Source organism: Microvirga terrae, assembly GCF_013307435.2.
Classification (GTDB): Bacteria; Pseudomonadota; Alphaproteobacteria; order Rhizobiales; family Beijerinckiaceae; genus Microvirga; species Microvirga terrae.
Genome location: NZ_CP102846.1, coordinates 1 through 16038 on the forward strand (window position 1 = coordinate 1; position 16038 = coordinate 16038).

The following is a 16038-nucleotide window of genomic DNA, read 5'->3' on the forward strand; positions in this document are numbered from 1 at the left end:
GAGGATGAGCCATGAAGTCAATCCTCATTCCTGTGGAGAGCATGTTCTGGTCCATCCTGTGCTTGAGACCGCGCTGCGTCTGGGACGGCTATCTGGAGGGCATGGCGGTCACCCCCGAGATGCCGCCGAACATCGTCGCTGACGTCGCCATTGGTGACCTGTCGTTTCGGCGATCCCGAGCGTCGCCGCAAGGGGGCCACAGCTTGCCGGCGGGCTGTTCGAGACATTCATGACAGCCTAGGGTGTTTCGCGGTTCGACGCAGAGTCCACAGGTCTGTCATTTGGCTGGTACAGGACTGATTTGGAGGATGAAGACTGCGTCGGCAGCATATGGACGAGCCTTCGACATCATCGTTCTCAGGCGACCCAGTGATCAGCCCAACCACCCGCGCCTGCCATCGGTCGAAGCGGCTCTTGGCCGAGGCGCGGCGGATCATGGTGATCGACTTTGACGGCTCGGATGTGTCCGGCCCCTCAACCCGGGAACTCAGCCATACTCTCGCACGGAACGGGTTGTCGGTGGAGGCGCGAACGGTCCCGAACCCGCATGGACATGCTGGCGAGGCGATCCTGTCGGCGGCGTCTCTTAACTGTGATCTGCTGGTCAACGGAGCCTACACCCAGAGCCGGCTGCGGCAGTTCATCTTTGGCGGGGCGATCAGCCACATTCTGGCGAATACGACAGTTCCCGGGCCAGCCCGAACACGATCACCATGCTGGAGTTCCGAAGCGTGGAGGACACGCGCCGGGCGCAAGCCTCCGAGCAGTTGCGGAAGGCTCTGGATGGCTTGCGAGCCCTCGGCGTGACTGCCCAGGTTCTCCTGCGGGTTCTCCTGCAGGTTCTCCTGCAGGTTCTCCTGTTCTCCTGCAGGTTCTCCTGGTGGAGCGCTCGCCTTTTACCCCTTTGCCAATACCAGCGTGACGGCGAGACCTCGGCCTACCGCGACTCGCGGCGGCGCGGGCCTTGGATCATTCGCGGCCGGGAGTTTGATGCGGCGTGGGAATGTCGCCGTCGCCATAACCGCGCCGGCCGTCGAGGCGGCAATCGCTTTGTCGCCGCTAGCCGACGGCCGTAGGGCCGAGAACGTCCGCGAATGCGACCGTCAGGACCGGTTGATTGGCCCGGTTGGTGACTTCGACGTGCCAGCGTCGCCGGTCCTCGCCCTTCTGATGGCCTTCCGCAATCATGGTGTGGGCCAAGGCGACTGCAACATCCCGCGCGGCCTGAAGGTCAGGGTACCTGTTTCCTTCCGGGTCTTCCATGAGGTTGCTCTCCGTCCGGACGTTGAAATAGTAGAGAGCTGTTTCCGCCCTGGATGGCAATGGGGGGTGCTCACTGAAGCGGTGGCCCGATCGGGGCGCACCACCCTCATCATCCCACCTTGTGAGATCCTCATGTCGGCTTGGCCTTTTCGGGTGGCGGGCACGCCAGGGTGGTGATGCCAGCATCGTCGTCGCTTGCATGGCAAGCTCGCTCAAGCGCATCGTCCGCCTGCCGAAGTCCTCCCGCAACTGGAACTCCCAGACAACCTGGTCATAGGCCTGATCGTCGCTTCGGATCTGGTACTGGGGCTCCCGGCTGCCGGCGGGCAGCAAGGCAACAATCTCGTAACCACCGCGCCAGACCCCGGCGGGCGAAGCGTCCTCGGCGTAGCTGACGTGCTGACCGGCAGCGTAGCGATGCGTTCTCATGACAGGATCCTTTCCTGTACTTGGGTGAAGCCGGCGATCCTGTTGATCTTTCACCAGGACCAGTCGCGCACGACAATCGGAACCGAGGTGTCGGCTTGACCGAACATCTTTCTGTTCCTCACCTAGAAATCTAGCGCTCCTGATAAGTTAATAGTCTTAGTTCTTATAGAACCTGATGACATACACGATAATACCGCGTGTAAATTTTAGATACTTAAATCGGATTTATTAGTAATTTATTTGTGGGACCCGATGCAAACGAGCCCGTATCCCCCATATAGAATTGAGATAAACTTTCGGCTTTGCACCCTTGCAATTGGCCAAGGTTGATATCTGCGAGTGATCGCGGAGGTTCCCAATGAGTTTGAACAGCCGCTTCCTGTTTGATCTTCAGCATGATCAAGCCCGCGACGGTCCGGGACTGACGCTTCACGCGCTGCCGATGATGCAGGCCAGGTGGGATCGGTTCACGACGGTCGAGGTGATCGGGGTCCGAACCACGTCGGAACTCATCGAAAAGGTCGAGGAGAGTTACGGCCTCTCCCACGAGCAGGCAGCCAGAGATGTCGAGTTCTGGGCCCTGGATAAGCAGCTTTGAGCCGGTCGCTGCAAGTATGAGACCAGCCCCAACGATGGAGGCTACGATGTTTGGCTATCAAGGTGGCGAATGCCAGGAGACGGTCGCCCGCAAGATTGGGTATCGCAGCGATGCAAAGCGTCAGTGGAGCTGCCTCACCCCTTTGGACCTGTCGCAGATCAAGAATGAGGAGCAGCTGATCACCCTGGTGAAGGTTCGCTATAGCCTGCCCTACGAGACCGCGAAAGCCGATGTCCAAGGCTGGATGGCAGGCAAGCAGTTCTAACGTCCCTCACTGAAATGAATGGGGCTGCAATGCCCCTGAGTGCAAGCGGACCAACCTGTGCTCCAAAGGAGTGTGCCATGACGAGCGGAAGTCTACGTCGTTTATCATCACGGAGCGTGGCGGACCAGGATCGGGGGCAAGCATTGCGGCGAGTATCCGTCGCGAGAAGGCGCCGTTCGCAGTGCCATAACCACGGCTGAGGAGACCGGACAGGACACCCGCGTCTTCAGCCAAGGCAAGGTCTGCCAGTTTCGGCGTGAGTGGCATTCCGGAGACCAGCCTTATACCACGCCGGTCTAGGGGGGCTTCCGGGGCTCAGAGGTCGGTTTTGACCGGTTGCCTCTGCCACGTGATCGTACTGGCCCGATCCACTGTTTGGAGAAATCACATGGCCTGGATCAACTTGACAGACACCAATGGCAGCAGCGTCTTTGTGAATACCGACAACGTGCTCTGGTTCAGCGCCACGGGCGAGGATGGGCATGCTTGGCTGATCACCATGGCTAACGAAAGCGACAGCGCTCGCTCCCTTCATGTCAAACAGTCTCCAGCTGAGGTCGTTGCACTCTTGAGATCTGCCAGGCAAGAAGTTGCTGGCGTCCTCGATTAACTTGCATTGAACTGTCCTCCCCGCTCGGGGCACGACGTGAGGCGCCGACGCGAGCACAAACATAACGTCACGGGATAGGGTCTTCCCGCTCACCACAGCAATCGATCCGGTTCACAGGAACCACGATGGCCAAAGGACAAAAGCGCAGTAATTGGGAGATCTGAAAGCCCGAAGCGAAGAAGCTGCCGGTGGCCGAGGCGACGCCAGCCGTGATGACGAAAGGAATGCTGTCCCCGATCGGTCTCCCCAAGAAAAAGAGATGAGGTGCACATCATGACGATCCGAACCACTGAGTCGACAGTCACTTTCAGCCACCCGTTCACGTTGACCTCTCTCGACCGGCCGCAGCCAGCAGGAACCTACCGGCTTGTAACTGATGAGGAAGAGATCCTCGGCCTTTCATTCCTGGCCTTCCAACGCACAGCCACGATGCTGTACGTCCCGGCGATCTCGACCTCGGGCAGCCCGACTCAGGTTTTCCATGTCAACCCGGCAGAACTCACAGCCGCCTTGGAGGCTGATGGACAAGCGCAGTCTCAACTCCTTTAGCCCACGGGAGGCTGTTATGCGTTATCTCGGCAGGATCTCAGGGTATGGTGCACTGCGGTGCAACGGAGAGCACATCGCACAAGCCTTCTATGATTTCGATGGCTTTGTCACGAAGCCGCTCGGAGTTACGTGTTGCGGCGAGATCCAGCTCGCTGCTGCCATTCTCAAGGACGTGTTCGGCCGTAGGGGCGTTCAGCTTCTCACGGACGATGGCCGCCTTCTTGATCTCAGGTTCTCTGAGAAAGCCCTGCGTTCGGCAAGCGACGTTGCCCACGTCGACGTCACAGGCGAGCTGCCAGCCACCCCACAGAGCTGGCGCAACTGACCACCCGACCAACGCTAGGCCGATGAGGTGTCGCGGGGATCATCAATCAGAGATGCGATCAGGCGCACGAGCTCCTGATGCTCAGGGCCGTGGCCGCTGCGGTTGAAGAACGAGCCAAGCTCAATCTCGGCGTTCTTCCCGCCCGAAGCATCATTCGGCTCGTGCATGATGAACACCCGCCCGGCCTCGGTGTCCCTTGCCAGATACCACCTGTCACCATTGGGGCTGCTATAAAGCTCTCGTCTCACAATGCGCACGTTCATGGCTCCTGCTTCGGCGGCGAAGGCTGGCGCTGTCATAAGGAGATAACCCCCGCCTGGCTCCAGGATCACCTGCGTGAATTGTTCACGGCACTCCCAATAGAAACTCTCAAGCTTTTGGATCGTCACGGTGACGTTAGCGCCGCCTGATCGCTTGGCGTTTAGTCTTTCTACAGAATACATGCCGTCACGGCTTGCCTCGGTTGGTTCAGCCTTGAACCCTGCTCTTGGCCCGCCCATGTGTTCTTTGCGGGCCGGGCCCCTCTGACAGGCACCTTTGCGTGGCTGTGATGTCGGACTGCATTGAGAATGCCCGGCCTTGGCCAGTGTTCAGACCCATCGGCAACCCGGGCCTATGATCCTATGCCAAGCCCTAGGAGGTCGCCTATGACCAGTGCGGCCGGTATGCCGTGTCCCGTCTGTCGTGTTTCTCTCGTGATGAGTGAGCGACAGGGCGTGGAGATTGACTATTGCCCCCAACGCCGAGGTGTTTGGCTCGACCGAGGGGAACTCGATAAGATCATTGAGCGGAGCGCCCAAGATCAGAGACAGGATCAGGGCTACGCTCAGCCATATGGGCATGGATATCAATACAGGCACCCCAAGAAGAAAAAGTCGTTCCTGCTTAAGTCAGCCCGATGCTGATAAGCCCTGACGGAGCCAGAGCAGCGGATTTCGTATCGTGAGTGGATGGTTCTGAATGCGCATCATGCAAGCATCGACGCCACCCTCATGCCTCAAGACTGCCGGAAGCCCATCAGTCCTGCCATCACCGTGGCTGTTACCGGCCTTCGCGGTTCGCCTGATAACTGCTATGGTCTTGTCCCAACCAGGATTGGGGACAGCTTGGACATTATCGTGACCCCGTCAGACAATGGCAAGGCATGGGACCTGACCGATCTGCTCGGCCGCTCGATGGGGCGCATTGCTGAGACATCCGATCAGCAGCTCGCGATTTACCCGGCCGGCCAAGCTTTAACGACCATGGCCGGCATGATTCATGGGCCTTACATTTCCCTCGATGCGGCCCTGGCCGCAATCGAGAAGCACACGCGAGGCGTCTGCCGGCTCTGTCCCGGCGAAGATCAACCATGATCTCTGGCGGCTCGAAGTCCGCCTTTGCTCAACACTTGAGGGAGAAACCATGCGGATCCGCGTCGGCTGTAAGATGACCTACGAGCTCGGGCAAGTCACGCCAATGATCGCAATCCTCAATGTGCACTCGTCGAGAGTGTCTGACCTGGAGCGGCCAGATTACCTGACCACGACCCCATCAGTGCCCGTGGAGGGGTACCGGGACAGCTTCGGGAACTGGTGCAACCGCCTTGTTGCACCGCCTGGAGGACTCACCCTCAAAACCGAAACCGTCGTCCGCGATACGGGCCGGTGGGACACGACAGATCCCAAGGCTGAGCAGGTTCAAATCCAGAACCTTCCGGCAGAAACTCTGCTCTTCCTGCTGGGGAGCCGATACTGCGAAACGGATCGTCTCTCCGACGTCGCGTGGCGCCTGTTTGGAACAACTCCACTCGGCTGGACCCGCGTTCAGGCAATCTGCGACTACGTGCACGATCATATCACCTTCGGCTATGAGTACTCACGTGCGACGCGGACAGCTGCTGAAGCTTATGACGAAAGGCAGGGCGTGTGCCGTGACTATGCTCATCTGGCGCTCACGTTCTGCCGGTGCCTCAACATTCCCGCGCGCTACTGTACCGGGTACATCAGCGACATCGGCCTTCCGCCGCCTCATGCGCCGCAGGACTTTGCCGCCTGGATCGAGGTCTTTCTGGGTGGGACGTGGCATACATTCGATCCGCGCAACAATGATCCGCGGATCGGCAGAATTCTGATCGCTCGCGGTCGCGATGCTGCCGACGTGCCGCTGACCCTCACGTTTGGTCCCAGCACCCTGGTGGACTTTCGCGTGACCACTGAGGAAGTGACGGGATCAGATTTCTGATCTCCTGGGATCACACTGTGTGCTGTGCGGGACGCCGGCTGGTCCGGGCCGGCGTTCCTGGGTTGGACTTATGCCGCATCATCCGCCGGAGCATCGGCTGCATCGTTGGCCTGCAGCGCATCCATCAGCAGACCCGCGCTCTGACGGATCCTCGCCTCGATTTCAGAAGCAATCTCGGGATTGTCCTTGAGGAAGGTCTTGGCGTTCTCACGACCTTGGGCAAGGCGCTGGCTGTCGTACGAGAACCAGGCGCCTGACTTCTCCACCACGTTGGCCTTGACCCCAAGATCGATGAGTTCGCCCGTCTTGGAGATGCCTTCGCCGAACATGATATCGAACTCGACCTGCTTGAAGGGCGGAGCCACCTTGTTCTTGACCACTTTGACCCGCACCTGGTTGCCGATCGGCTCGTCGCGGTCCTTGAGCGTCGAGACGCGGCGGATGTCGAGGCGGACCGAGGCGTAGAACTTGAGCGCGTTGCCGCCGGTGGTCGTCTCGGGCGAACCGTACATGACGCCGATCTTCATGCGGATCTGGTTGATGAAGATCACCATTGTTTTGGTACGGCTGATCGAGCCAGTAAGCTTGCGCAGCGCCTGGCTCATCAGGCGGGCCTGCAAACCAGGACGGCTCTCGCCCATCTCGCCCTCGATCTCGGCTTTCGGGGTGAGCGCCGCCACCGAGTCGATAACCAACACATCGACAGAACCCGAACGGATCAGGGTATCGGCAATCTCTAGCGCCTGCTCGCCATTATCCGGCTGAGAGATCAGAAGATCATCGAGGTTGACGCCCAGCTTTCGCGCATAGACCGGATCGAGCGCATGCTCCGCATCGATAAACCCGCAAACGCCACCCGTCTTCTGGGCCTCGGCAACGGTCTGGAGCGCCAGCGTTGTTTTGCCTGACGACTCTGGCCCATACACCTCGACGACGCGACCTCTCGGAAGGCCCCCCACACCCAGAGCAATATCAAGTCCCAGGGAGCCGGTCGAGATCGTCTCCACCTCGACGACCTGACCGCCGCCAAGGCGCATGATTGAGCCCTTGCCAAAGGCACGCTCGATCTGGGCCACCGCTGTTTCGATCGCCCTATTCTTGTCCATGTTCATCCCGGTTCTGCTTCTGTAATGTCTGAGTATCGACCCTAGCCGATATGCATTCAGAACGCCAGAACAAAGTACGAACTTAGATAAGTCATGGGGATTATCTGCGGATAAGCTTTGATCGGCGTCGGAAATCAACCCATCAATATCCTGTATCTGACAACTCCAGAGCCCGATCAGCCCAAAATCATCGGAAACGAAGGGCTTTGTTTTATTCCTTAAGGAAGGAATGCTCTATAATCTTAGGCAAGCATTGAAGCTGGCAATTGTGTGAGCTCGGGAGGTGCGTCTGCTTCGTTGGCGCCGAGCAGCATCAGGTCCGGAACAGGACCAATTTTGACATTTCGCCCCCTCGACGAATGACAGCTTCCACGTGGTGAAGCGCACCAAGTTCCTTGATCCAAGGAGTGCCCTGAACGGACCTTCCCAGTTTTTGGCTCATTCATATCTCGCGGAGGTCGTTTATGGAGTTGAATGATATCTGAGGGCGGATCTGAACAGAACGAACCTCAAGCCGTTGCCTCACTGGCAGGGATGATCCAGGCGTTGGTAACTGAAGGATCTGTGTGCTTCCTCCAGTGAGTGAAGAGCAGGAGGTCGAGCCCATGCTGAACCACTACAAGGAGCGCTGGGAAGGTCCCATCCGAGGCCTTCGCCTGCCACTTGCCGCATGGAACAGTCTGCACAAGGAAGGCATCACGACCGTCGATCAGCTCACGGCTGTTGCCGATCGGCTCGAACGTCTTCCCGGAATCGGCTTGACCATGGCTCGCGTGATCCGGGACGAACTTGCGCGAGTATCCGCCGAATAGCCTGTTGAGAATGCAAATTCCGGAAATACAAAGAAAAAGCGCCCATCCGAAGAGGGCGCTCTAAGTTTGCGGATCCGTAGGGGCAAACGAACAGATCCGGTGAAGGCGACTTGCTCACATAACACCCGGCATGTCTTTGTTCTTGTCTCTTGGAACTGTGCGGCATTTTGGCAGTGATAGCCGAGAATAGGGTTTTGTACTTATTGCATACCTCGCCCGAGGTAGGTATGCAGGCGTCACCGTAGGGGCAAATACGGGCTCAAGGGTCGCGAACACGGTCATTAGATCGGGCGCGGCCCATTTTCATGAACGCTTTGGCGCAATCACCTGCGCGCAGAAAGCGCGACGCCAGTTTGGACCGCGCCTGCCGCTACGGGTTATTTACCAGGACCGTTCCAGGATGCGGGCATCGGGCGCAGCGTATCGGCTCGATATGATGCGGAAATGCCCCCTTCGCAGACGCTCTGGCTGAGGGTCCACGACTCCCCTTGGCCGGGGCGTTTCATTGTTGGCACGAATTTCGCTGAAGCCACAGTATGGAACGGACAACACGACGCGAGGTGCTTTCGAGCGCCTCTCGATCCTGCTCTACCTGCTCCTGGGTTGGAGCGGCGTCGTGGCTTGTGAATCCGTCTTCGGCACCCTTCCCTCCTCTACCCTCTGGGTTCTCGCCATCGGTGGCATTCTCTACACGACCGGCGTGGTGTTTCATCTCTGGCAGCGCATGCGCTTTCAGAATGTAATCTGGCACGCCTTCGTCCTTGTGGCAGCAGCCTGCCATTATACGGCTGTTCCGGACTGCCTGGTGCTTGCACGAGCCTGACGAGCCACCTGCCTGACGCAGCCTGGCGGCTCTCGAGGAGTGAAGATGTCCGGACGGCAGGACTATGCGGCGCGCGGCCTCGAAAGGTGGGACGAGATCAATTCATTCTACGACCGGCCTACCTGAACCGTCGAGATGCTCGACGGTCGCGCGCTCCTTGCGCAGCGTTACGGGCACCTTGACATTCTCGACCGATGCCGTGCGGCGGATCCGGACCTCCTCCACCAGCACGAGCTGCTTCTCGACGACGAGGTGTTCCTCAAACACGGGAATGATCGTGACATCACCGTCCGTGCGGATCTGCGGTACGACATCGACGGCACGGTTGATGGCAATACGTTCGACTTCGACAGTTTCCTGCGACAGCATCTCCTTGAGCACGCGCTCCTCGGTGTCGACGGTGGTCTTCACGATGACCCTGCCGCTCACCACCGGCCGCTTGGCGATCCTGGATTCCTCCTCGACGATCGGGATCACGTGCGTGTCAGGTTCATCCTCGTTCATCCCGGCAGTTCCGGCGTTGGGTTCGCGCATGATTTGATGCCTTTTGCTCGTTCGAGAAGAGCAGGAGCTTGCATCGCTGCGAAGCGAGGAAGCGCCTGCTCTCAATTATGCTGGATCAAGCGGACGGGGACGCGGCAATCGCCGTCTTGTTGATCTCGGTCTCCGCGAGCCGCGTCAGCTTCTCGTCGGTCGCCTTCTCCTCCTCCAGGGTCTGCGCAAGCAGCGCTGCCACTGCGCTCTCTCCGCAATCCTGTGCGATGGTCTTCAAGGAGCCGTAGCTGGCGATCTCGTAATGCTCGACCTTCTGCGCGGCCATGACGAGGGCCACGTCGAGCAGTTCGCCCGGAAGCCCCTCCTCCATGACCTCCTCCGCCTCTGCGATCAGTCCTTGCGTGGCTTCACAGGTGTTGCCCTCAGGGTCGGCTCCCAGGTGCTCGAAGGCCTGCTTGAGGCGCTCCACTTGGTTCTGCGTTTCCTGACGATGGGTCAGGAAAGCCTGCTTGAGATTCGGCGATGTTGCGGCCTCGGCCATGGCGCCGAGACCGTCCAGGATCTGGGTTTCGGAGCTGTAGGTGTCTCTCATCTCTTCGATGAGCAGGTCTTTGATCGTCTGCATGGTATCCTCATGGTTTTAATGGTTGATACGTGTTGGTGGAGTCGGAAACGCAGCAGCCCTTCGAATGGGGTCACCGGTTCGCCATCCCGAATGCCTCCGGCGCATGACCTAGCGGCGTCAGCTTATCGACGACGTCAGGCAGGTGCTGGGAGAGCTGCGTGAGCATCTCCTGGCTTGGAAGACCAGACTGGCGCGCAAGGGCGTGGATCGTTGCGGGACCGAGGGCCTTCTCAAGCTGGTTCGGTGTGACAGGCTGGTTGCCGCCGATGTCGACCCAAGACTGTGCGATTGCGCCGTGCCCACAGTGGGTAAAGCGATCGAGAAGCTGGCTGATTCCTTCTCCATATTCATGGCTGTCTCGTGACGTCAGCAGGGCAGCGATCGCCACCGCAATCGGCGAGGAGGGATCGATGCCGATCGCCGATGGTCCGTAAATGCCGCGGGCGGCCTCATCAAGGAACTGCACCTGTCGTTCTCCATACCAGGTGAAGGGAGCGGACCCGTTCGAATCCGCCCCGCAAAGCTCAGATCGAACGCTTCAGAGACTTTTCGTCCGTTCGATTCAAAGTTGTCTTGTCTGTCGCGACCCGATCGTCCTCGACGTCGACCTTGGTCGAGCGAACGGTGTCTGAAACGGTCTCTGTGCGCTGTTCGACGCCCTTCTTGACCACGACCTCACCGGTGACACGGGCTTCCTTTGAGATCACCGCCTCTTCCGAAGTGGCTTGAGCTTCTATCGTGCGCTCTTGGAACGCATCGTTCCCGACCGACAGAACTCGGTCCACGGGGCGACGCTCGACGTGGACGCTCTCGGTTCGCAGGCTGACCTGCTCGGACACTGGGGTTTCGACCACGTAACTGCGCACCTTGACACGACCCCGGCTGACATCGCGCTTGCCGACCCGCAGCTGCTCCTCGACCACCGGGATGACTTCCTCGCCACTATCCGCCGCGCGGCTTGCGGTGGATACGCTCGCCTCCTTCGTTGTCGCAACATTCATGTTGGGAGTGGCGGGTGTATAGCCCTGCCAACCCTCGGCGCGCCATGCGCTCTCGCGCTCCTCCAGGTCGACGGTGCCGTATTCCTCGAGAATGTCCTCGGCCCGTTCGGCCTGAGCCGCATCAACCGTGACGGTCACCATGGTGCTACCCCGGTGCATGGCTTCGGCATAGATGGAGCGATCCTCGTCGGGCAGGAAGAAGTCAGCGAGAGAGGCAAAAAAACCCTTCTCATCGCGATCGATGTCGTAGGATGAGCCCGTCGCCGGAGATGATGTACTATCGTCTTCCGGCATCAGCGTGATGCTGGTGCGCGAAATGCCGGCGCTAACAAGTTCGTCGATGGCTCTCATGGCATCGCTGCGATTGTCGAAGAGGGCCGTCATGGTCTGTTGGGTCATTGTGGTATCTCCGTGATCTATGTGAATCCGATCAGCCGATACATCGGTGCCGGCTGATCGAAATGATGGCTGTCAACTCATGTCGTCTTGGTGGAGGAGCTGGTGCTCCGCGCGGCCAGGAACCGCGCCGTGATCGTCGGATCGACTGAACCGAGGCGCCCGCCAAACCAGGCAGCCAGGGCGCCGAGGAGAAGGGCGAGGCTGGCGAGAAGGGCCCCGCGGGAGACGGCCTTGGCGGCCGTATCGGCAGCCTGTGTCGCCTGCTGCTTGGCCCGGTCCGCGGTCTCACGATACTGCTTCTCGTAACCGGCAACGCGGGTGCGTGCCTCCTCGACCGGAATGTTCTGCGAACGGGCCAGCGCCTGGGCAGCTTGCTCGCGGGCATCGTTGGCCTGGGTTTGGTTGCCCGTCACCAATGCACGCATGCTGGCGATGGCTGTGTCCCTCAAGGCGGCCGGATCATTGCCGGTTGAGCCGCGCAGCGACTGCTCGATCGAGGCGAACGGGTCGGTGCTGTTGGCCAGCGCCGGCGCGGCCGTCTGGGCCACCGATGTCGCCGTGCGACCAAGACCGCCCAGCGCACCGCTGACCGTGTTGAACGCGCCGCCAACGAGACCGCCGACCGCCGTGCTCAGCAGATAGAAGATCACCAGCGTGGTCATCGCCCAGGTGGTCAGGCCATGCCAACCGCCGGTCGATGCCTTCGGCTGACCCGACAGGCGGCTCGCGACGTAGCCACCGATGAAGGCAGCGACGATGCCCGACAACGCCCACCAGATCCCGGCTCCGATCGAGAAGCTGCTGACGGCTGGGTTGTCCCCGGTCATGGGATCGAGCGTCGAAGCGCCGATGCCGATGCCGATCATGTTGAGGACGAGCTGTGCGACGAGGCCCGTGACGACGCCGGCCAGAACGGCGCCCCACGAGACCTTGTTGATCAGGATCGTGCGGGCATCCTCGGCGGGTGTCACCCCACTGACGTGAGGAGCGTCGGTGTTGCCCCGCGAGCGTGGCGTGTCAGGATATGCTGTAGAGGTCATCGTGATCTCCTGTGGGGATGAGGGATGGCCGACCTTGAAGGCACAAGGACATCGACGATCACCGTAGTTGGGGGCAGGAAGAGCCGCATGGCAGTCGCAATGGCTGGACGCGGCCTGCACATTGAACCCAACGCCGCTCCCGGTCGTGCGATCCGGTGCAAATCCGGTGACCCGCTATGCGAAGATGCATGCCCCTCTGGGCTGGCTCAGTTCCGCGGACTCAATGAGGGCGCGAGGCCTTTCACTGCCTCGGCAATGGCCGATAAGGCTGCCCTGATCCTTGGCGTGCTGCGACTGTCCTTATGCACGGCGAGCCAGATCTCGGTCACCGGCGGCGGAAGCGGTGTCTCAAGGCGGCGCAGACCAGGGTCAGGATCGGCTCGGAAGCGAGCCAGACAGGCAAGGCCCCCGCCCGCCCGCGCGGCGGACAGCAGCGCCTCGTGGCTGCTGGTCTGCATGCCGAGACTGGCCCGTGCCGCAAGCTCCGACAACCACTGCGCCTGAGGATCGATCTCCACGTCATCGAGCAGAGTCATCAGACGATGACCCGGGCAGCCTGCCTCAAAGTCCGGCTCGCCATGCTTCCCCAGGTAGACTGGAGACGCATAGAGACCGAAGGCGATTTGTCCGATCCGTCGAACGATGAGATCATGTTGCTCGGAGCGGACGAGGCGGACCGCAATATCCGCCTGCCGCATCGACAGGCTGACAACATGCGGGTTTGGCATCAGCTCCACGAGGATGCCGGGATGCTGTCCTTGCAGGGCTGCGAAGCATGGGGCCAGGACGTGTGCCGCAATCGTCTCCGTGCAGGTCACGCGCACAACCCCTTCGAGCTTGACGTCGCGGCCACCGACGGATCGTTCTACCCCAAGGACTTCGACTTCGACCCGTTCAGCCTGATTCAGCACGTCCTGACCGGCAAGGGTCAGGGTGTATCCCTCCGGGGTCCGATGTAGCAGCCGGACGCCTAGACTGGCCTCGAGAGATGACAGTCGCCGGCCCACGGTCGACTGGGCGACCCGGAGCTCGCGCGCCGCCGCAGTCAGGCTCCCCTGCCGGGCGATCGCCAGGAAAAAACGGAGGTCGTCCCAGTCCAGCACCTAAGGCTCCATGCATTTTCGCTGACCCGGTAACCGATCTTGCTTGGCTCGGAACGCGAGCGGAGGGGTTAGCCTCGACATCTACCGATCCAAGGAGGCTGCTCAGTGACCGACCGCAGGACGCCAACGTCCGGACATCCTATCGGGTTTCTCGGGTCGTCTGATCAGGATCCGCCGGAGACAAGAGGCAAAGCCCTGTCGCCGTCGACCCGGACGCTGCGGTGCCGCACCGAGGCAACGGGGCGGTTCAGCCAAAAGCACCACGTTCGCGACTTGATGCCGTTTGGCGGTGGAGGTGACGCGGATGCATTGAGCCTGCTGAATGACGACATGATGCCAAGTCCCTCGGAGTCGTTGCTCGCGGCCTTGGGCTCGTGCCTGTCGGTCAGCATCCAGGCCAACGCGGCTGCCCGCGCGATTCCGATCCGCCGGCTCGCGATCGAGCTCGAGGGCGACATCGACTTCGCGGCTCTGTGGGGAACGGGAGATCTGGACTTTAAGGGTCTCGGTTTCGAGACGATCAGGATCAGCGTGCAGATTGAGGCGGACACACCGCGCGCGGTACTCCAGGCGCTCCTCGATCATGCGGTGCGATGGTCCCCTATCGCCAATACCCTCTACAACCCAATCAACCTCGACATCGCACTGGCATGACGCAGGACCGAGATCTGCGGCCTGTTATGGAGATCCCCCTTGGAGGGTGGGCGACAGCGCCAAAGGCTGGCTCCCGATGGGATCGCGACGGCGCCAAGGCTCCTATTTCGTCCTTGCCGGGTTCATCTGGGATGCGAGCATGTCCTGCCATTGTTCGAAACCTTTGACAGCAGTCGGCAACCAGGTCCTGACCATCGTATCCGGATCCATCGCTTTCAGGTTGGCGGACAGGCGCTCCTGCATCTCTCTCATCAGATGCTCCTGCATGGGCTGCACATCGGGCAAGCCGAAGAAGGCGCGTGCTTCTTCCGGTGTGCAGTCGATGTTCATGGTGACCTTCATCTCGAACAATCCTTCCCAAGTTATCTATCTGGCGGGCGTGGGGGGCCCACAACAGCGGCGATCAAGGGAGCTGGTTCGGAGTTGCCCGTGATCCGATGCAGCCCCTGACGCGGCCAGCATTCCTATTGCGTTTTGCGAGCACACAGGTCGCGATCGAGAACTGCGACCTGTGTGCAAGATGAGGCGTTGCTCTCGTGATCTTACTTGCGGCTGGAGGCGATCACAGATCGTGTCCTGCCGGAACGATGGTTGTCGTCGGAGTGCGTGACCTCGATCTCGTCCCGACGGACGGTGTCCCGCACGGTCTCGATTCGTTGAGTGCGCTCCCTGCGGACAACGACCTCTTCCCGTACCTTCACGCTCTTGCCCACCACGGGCCTCTCGGACGTCTCGGTCATCTCGATCGTGAGCTCGGTCAGGGTCTCCCCGGTCACGGGGTCGGTGACCGGCTTGCGCCGTTCCACGATGACCTTCTCATCATACAGCGACACCTGCTGCTGAACCGGCGTTTCCACGACAACGCGACGCACGGTGGTGGTGCCGCTGGTCACGGTTTGCTTGCCCACAACCAGGGTCTCCTCAGCGAGCGGAATGACCTCCTCCGCCTGCGAGGATGATGGGCCGTTCGCAGGGCGAGCCACGGCACGGCCCAGTGGAGCCGTCCATAGGTTGAACATCGAATCCCAGAGGACCGAGCCGGTGCTCATGGGCGCCGTCGCGACCCGCTGGGCGACCTCTGCCGTAGTCCGGACCATCTGCGTGGCACTCTCAGCGGCGGCCTCGCCCGTTCGTGCGACGGCGTCCACGGTCTGGCGGACGGCCGTGCGGGCCTCCTGCTCACGCTCGAGCCTCGCCTCGATACGGCGCTGTTCAGCCTCTGCCATCCGGGCTTCCTCGATCTCGGCCTTCTCGGCCTCAATCTTCTCGACGATGGCCTGTGCTTCCTCGTCGCTCAGCGCCTCCAAGACGGCCGGCAACAATTCGTTCTTCCCGTCGCGCACGCTCTGCTGATGGATCTTGCGCAGCTCGGCCACTTTGATAGCAAACTCCTCGCTGTCCTTGGGGGTGGCCTCAAGCTCGTCGAGCAGGATTCTGGTTTGCTTGTTGTCGGCGAGCGCTTCGGACACAAGCCCCTTGGTCGCCTTGTGCTTTCTGAGCACCGGGAACAGGTGTTCTTCTTCGAGCCTGGCGAGCAGATCCAGCTCCGCCTTGAGTTCCGCGAACAGCCTCTCGCGCGTCTTGACCGCACCGTCCGAGGTATCCACAAGCTTGGCGAAGAGCTCGTTGGCCTTGGCCGGACCGTTCTGAAGTAATTGTCTGATGGTCGTCATATCGTCCTCATGAAAAATTGAAGCCAGACGCAATACTGAGTGGGA

General features: G+C 60.5%; 22 protein-coding genes. 11 read left to right on the forward strand and 11 right to left on the reverse strand.

Annotated elements, in window-relative coordinates; genetic code table 11:
• Positions 1-1059: 1059 nt before the first annotated feature.
• Complete coding sequence (locus HPT29_RS24750; protein WP_173946578.1) at positions 1060-1692, reverse strand: DUF6894 family protein; 633 nt, start codon at positions 1690-1692, stop codon at positions 1060-1062.
• 358 nt (positions 1693-2050) lie between these two features.
• Here HPT29_RS24750 and HPT29_RS24755 point away from each other — a divergent pair, with 358 nt between their 5' ends.
• The 5 genes from HPT29_RS24755 to HPT29_RS24775 all read left to right on the forward strand — a co-directional run bounded on the left by HPT29_RS24755 (position 2051) and on the right by HPT29_RS24775 (position 4039).
• Complete coding sequence (locus HPT29_RS24755; RefSeq protein WP_173946579.1) at positions 2051-2290, forward strand: hypothetical protein; 240 nt, start codon at positions 2051-2053, stop codon at positions 2288-2290.
• A gap of 46 nt (positions 2291-2336) precedes the next feature.
• On the forward strand, positions 2337-2555 hold the full coding sequence (locus tag HPT29_RS24760; protein ID WP_173946580.1) for a hypothetical protein: 219 nt from the start codon (positions 2337-2339) through the stop codon (positions 2553-2555).
• Between the two features lie 388 nt (positions 2556-2943).
• The gene (locus tag HPT29_RS24765) at positions 2944-3165 is read left to right on the forward strand and encodes a hypothetical protein (protein ID WP_173946581.1); all 222 of its coding nucleotides are present in this window, start codon (positions 2944-2946) and stop codon (positions 3163-3165) included.
• A gap of 273 nt (positions 3166-3438) precedes the next feature.
• Positions 3439-3714 carry a hypothetical protein gene (locus tag HPT29_RS24770; protein ID WP_114948204.1) on the forward strand — a complete coding sequence of 92 codons (276 nt, stop codon included), beginning with the start codon at positions 3439-3441 and terminating at the stop codon, positions 3712-3714.
• 16 nt (positions 3715-3730) lie between these two features.
• Positions 3731-4039 carry a hypothetical protein gene (locus HPT29_RS24775; protein WP_114948205.1) on the forward strand — a complete coding sequence of 103 codons (309 nt, stop codon included), beginning with the start codon at positions 3731-3733 and terminating at the stop codon, positions 4037-4039.
• A 14-nt stretch (positions 4040-4053) separates the two neighbouring features.
• On the opposite strand, the gene HPT29_RS24780 is transcribed toward HPT29_RS24775, so the two are convergent.
• Entirely contained in the window at positions 4054-4539 is a 486-nt protein-coding gene (locus HPT29_RS24780) for a hypothetical protein (protein ID WP_259060955.1), read from the reverse strand.
• 147 nt (positions 4540-4686) lie between these two features.
• On the opposite strand from HPT29_RS24780, the gene HPT29_RS24785 reads away from it, so the two are divergent.
• Genes HPT29_RS24785 through HPT29_RS24795 form a run of 3 tightly spaced genes read left to right on the forward strand, consistent with a single transcriptional unit; the run spans position 4687 to position 6262 of the window.
• On the forward strand, positions 4687-4944 hold the full coding sequence (locus HPT29_RS24785; protein WP_173946582.1) for a TFIIB-type zinc ribbon-containing protein: 258 nt from the start codon (positions 4687-4689) through the stop codon (positions 4942-4944).
• A 45-nt stretch (positions 4945-4989) separates the two neighbouring features.
• Positions 4990-5394 carry a hypothetical protein gene (locus tag HPT29_RS24790; RefSeq protein WP_259060956.1) on the forward strand — a complete coding sequence of 135 codons (405 nt, stop codon included), beginning with the start codon at positions 4990-4992 and terminating at the stop codon, positions 5392-5394.
• A gap of 49 nt (positions 5395-5443) precedes the next feature.
• Positions 5444-6262 (forward strand): transglutaminase-like domain-containing protein, encoded by an 819-nt coding sequence (locus HPT29_RS24795; RefSeq protein ID WP_173946583.1) that lies wholly within the window; start codon positions 5444-5446, stop codon positions 6260-6262.
• A gap of 68 nt (positions 6263-6330) precedes the next feature.
• Here the strand turns inward: HPT29_RS24795 and recA are convergent, their stop codons facing one another.
• Positions 6331-7368 (reverse strand): recombinase RecA, encoded by a 1038-nt coding sequence (gene recA / locus HPT29_RS24800; protein ID WP_173946617.1) that lies wholly within the window; start codon positions 7366-7368, stop codon positions 6331-6333.
• Positions 7369-7973: 605 nt separating this feature from the next.
• Here recA and HPT29_RS24805 point away from each other — a divergent pair.
• Together HPT29_RS24805 and trhA are read left to right on the forward strand one after the other, a co-directional pair.
• The gene (locus tag HPT29_RS24805) at positions 7974-8180 is read left to right on the forward strand and encodes a helix-hairpin-helix domain-containing protein (RefSeq protein ID WP_173946584.1); all 207 of its coding nucleotides are present in this window, start codon (positions 7974-7976) and stop codon (positions 8178-8180) included.
• A gap of 508 nt (positions 8181-8688) precedes the next feature.
• Positions 8689-9003, forward strand: a complete 315-nt coding sequence (trhA, locus tag HPT29_RS24810; RefSeq protein ID WP_432807323.1) for a PAQR family membrane homeostasis protein TrhA — start codon at positions 8689-8691, stop codon at positions 9001-9003.
• A 102-nt stretch (positions 9004-9105) separates the two neighbouring features.
• Here the strand turns inward: trhA and HPT29_RS24815 are convergent, their stop codons facing one another.
• From HPT29_RS24815 to HPT29_RS24840, 6 genes are all read right to left on the reverse strand, one after another.
• Positions 9106-9537 (reverse strand): YsnF/AvaK domain-containing protein, encoded by a 432-nt coding sequence (locus tag HPT29_RS24815; RefSeq protein ID WP_173946586.1) that lies wholly within the window; start codon positions 9535-9537, stop codon positions 9106-9108.
• Between the two features lie 85 nt (positions 9538-9622).
• Positions 9623-10123, reverse strand: coding sequence for a YciE/YciF ferroxidase family protein (locus HPT29_RS24820; RefSeq protein ID WP_173946587.1), 501 nt, complete (start codon positions 10121-10123; stop codon positions 9623-9625).
• 70 nt (positions 10124-10193) lie between these two features.
• On the reverse strand, positions 10194-10589 hold the full coding sequence (locus HPT29_RS24825) for a YidB family protein (RefSeq protein ID WP_210272026.1): 396 nt from the start codon (positions 10587-10589) through the stop codon (positions 10194-10196).
• Between the two features lie 58 nt (positions 10590-10647).
• A complete protein-coding gene (locus tag HPT29_RS24830) occupies positions 10648-11508 on the reverse strand; it encodes a YsnF/AvaK domain-containing protein (RefSeq protein ID WP_259060958.1) in 861 nt (286 codons plus the stop codon).
• 92 nt (positions 11509-11600) lie between these two features.
• The gene (locus HPT29_RS24835) at positions 11601-12563 is read right to left on the reverse strand and encodes a PhnA-like protein (protein WP_173946589.1); all 963 of its coding nucleotides are present in this window, start codon (positions 12561-12563) and stop codon (positions 11601-11603) included.
• 206 nt (positions 12564-12769) lie between these two features.
• Positions 12770-13666, reverse strand: coding sequence for a LysR family transcriptional regulator (locus HPT29_RS24840; protein WP_173946590.1), 897 nt, complete (start codon positions 13664-13666; stop codon positions 12770-12772).
• A 330-nt stretch (positions 13667-13996) separates the two neighbouring features.
• Between HPT29_RS24840 and HPT29_RS24845 the strand changes: the two genes are divergently transcribed.
• The gene (locus HPT29_RS24845) at positions 13997-14320 is read left to right on the forward strand and encodes an OsmC family protein (RefSeq protein ID WP_259060959.1); all 324 of its coding nucleotides are present in this window, start codon (positions 13997-13999) and stop codon (positions 14318-14320) included.
• 102 nt (positions 14321-14422) lie between these two features.
• Here the strand turns inward: HPT29_RS24845 and HPT29_RS24850 are convergent, their stop codons facing one another.
• Positions 14423-14662 (reverse strand): DUF6489 family protein, encoded by a 240-nt coding sequence (locus HPT29_RS24850; protein ID WP_036359903.1) that lies wholly within the window; start codon positions 14660-14662, stop codon positions 14423-14425.
• A gap of 200 nt (positions 14663-14862) precedes the next feature.
• On the reverse strand, positions 14863-15993 hold the full coding sequence (locus tag HPT29_RS24855) for a DUF2382 domain-containing protein (protein ID WP_173946592.1): 1131 nt from the start codon (positions 15991-15993) through the stop codon (positions 14863-14865).
• Positions 15994-16038 lie beyond the last annotated feature (45 nt).

What these genes read in the sequence shown, in the direction of transcription:
- HPT29_RS24775 (WP_114948205.1), top strand. Translation starts at nt 3,731, where the DNA reads ATGCGTTATCTCGGCAGGATCTCAGGGTATGGTGCACTGCGGTGCAAC.
- HPT29_RS24815 (WP_173946586.1), bottom strand. Translation starts at nt 9,537, where the DNA reads ATGCGCGAACCCAACGCCGGAACTGCCGGGATGAACGAGGATGAACCT.
- recA (WP_173946617.1), bottom strand. Translation starts at nt 7,368, where the DNA reads ATGGACAAGAATAGGGCGATCGAAACAGCGGTGGCCCAGATCGAGCGT.
- HPT29_RS24845 (WP_259060959.1), top strand. Translation starts at nt 13,997, where the DNA reads ATGATGCCAAGTCCCTCGGAGTCGTTGCTCGCGGCCTTGGGCTCGTGC.
- HPT29_RS24830 (WP_259060958.1), bottom strand. Translation starts at nt 11,508, where the DNA reads ATGACGGCCCTCTTCGACAATCGCAGCGATGCCATGAGAGCCATCGAC.
- HPT29_RS24760 (WP_173946580.1), top strand. Translation starts at nt 2,337, where the DNA reads ATGTTTGGCTATCAAGGTGGCGAATGCCAGGAGACGGTCGCCCGCAAG.
- HPT29_RS24855 (WP_173946592.1), bottom strand. Translation starts at nt 15,993, where the DNA reads ATGACGACCATCAGACAATTACTTCAGAACGGTCCGGCCAAGGCCAAC.
- HPT29_RS24795 (WP_173946583.1), top strand. Translation starts at nt 5,444, where the DNA reads ATGCGGATCCGCGTCGGCTGTAAGATGACCTACGAGCTCGGGCAAGTC.
- HPT29_RS24785 (WP_173946582.1), top strand. Translation starts at nt 4,687, where the DNA reads ATGACCAGTGCGGCCGGTATGCCGTGTCCCGTCTGTCGTGTTTCTCTC.
- HPT29_RS24820 (WP_173946587.1), bottom strand. Translation starts at nt 10,123, where the DNA reads ATGCAGACGATCAAAGACCTGCTCATCGAAGAGATGAGAGACACCTAC.
- HPT29_RS24790 (WP_259060956.1), top strand. Translation starts at nt 4,990, where the DNA reads ATGGTTCTGAATGCGCATCATGCAAGCATCGACGCCACCCTCATGCCT.
- HPT29_RS24770 (WP_114948204.1), top strand. Translation starts at nt 3,439, where the DNA reads ATGACGATCCGAACCACTGAGTCGACAGTCACTTTCAGCCACCCGTTC.
- HPT29_RS24805 (WP_173946584.1), top strand. Translation starts at nt 7,974, where the DNA reads ATGCTGAACCACTACAAGGAGCGCTGGGAAGGTCCCATCCGAGGCCTT.
- HPT29_RS24765 (WP_173946581.1), top strand. Translation starts at nt 2,944, where the DNA reads ATGGCCTGGATCAACTTGACAGACACCAATGGCAGCAGCGTCTTTGTG.
- HPT29_RS24780 (WP_259060955.1), bottom strand. Translation starts at nt 4,539, where the DNA reads ATGGGCGGGCCAAGAGCAGGGTTCAAGGCTGAACCAACCGAGGCAAGC.
- HPT29_RS24835 (WP_173946589.1), bottom strand. Translation starts at nt 12,563, where the DNA reads ATGACCTCTACAGCATATCCTGACACGCCACGCTCGCGGGGCAACACC.
- HPT29_RS24750 (WP_173946578.1), bottom strand. Translation starts at nt 1,692, where the DNA reads ATGAGAACGCATCGCTACGCTGCCGGTCAGCACGTCAGCTACGCCGAG.
- HPT29_RS24850 (WP_036359903.1), bottom strand. Translation starts at nt 14,662, where the DNA reads ATGAAGGTCACCATGAACATCGACTGCACACCGGAAGAAGCACGCGCC.
- HPT29_RS24755 (WP_173946579.1), top strand. Translation starts at nt 2,051, where the DNA reads ATGAGTTTGAACAGCCGCTTCCTGTTTGATCTTCAGCATGATCAAGCC.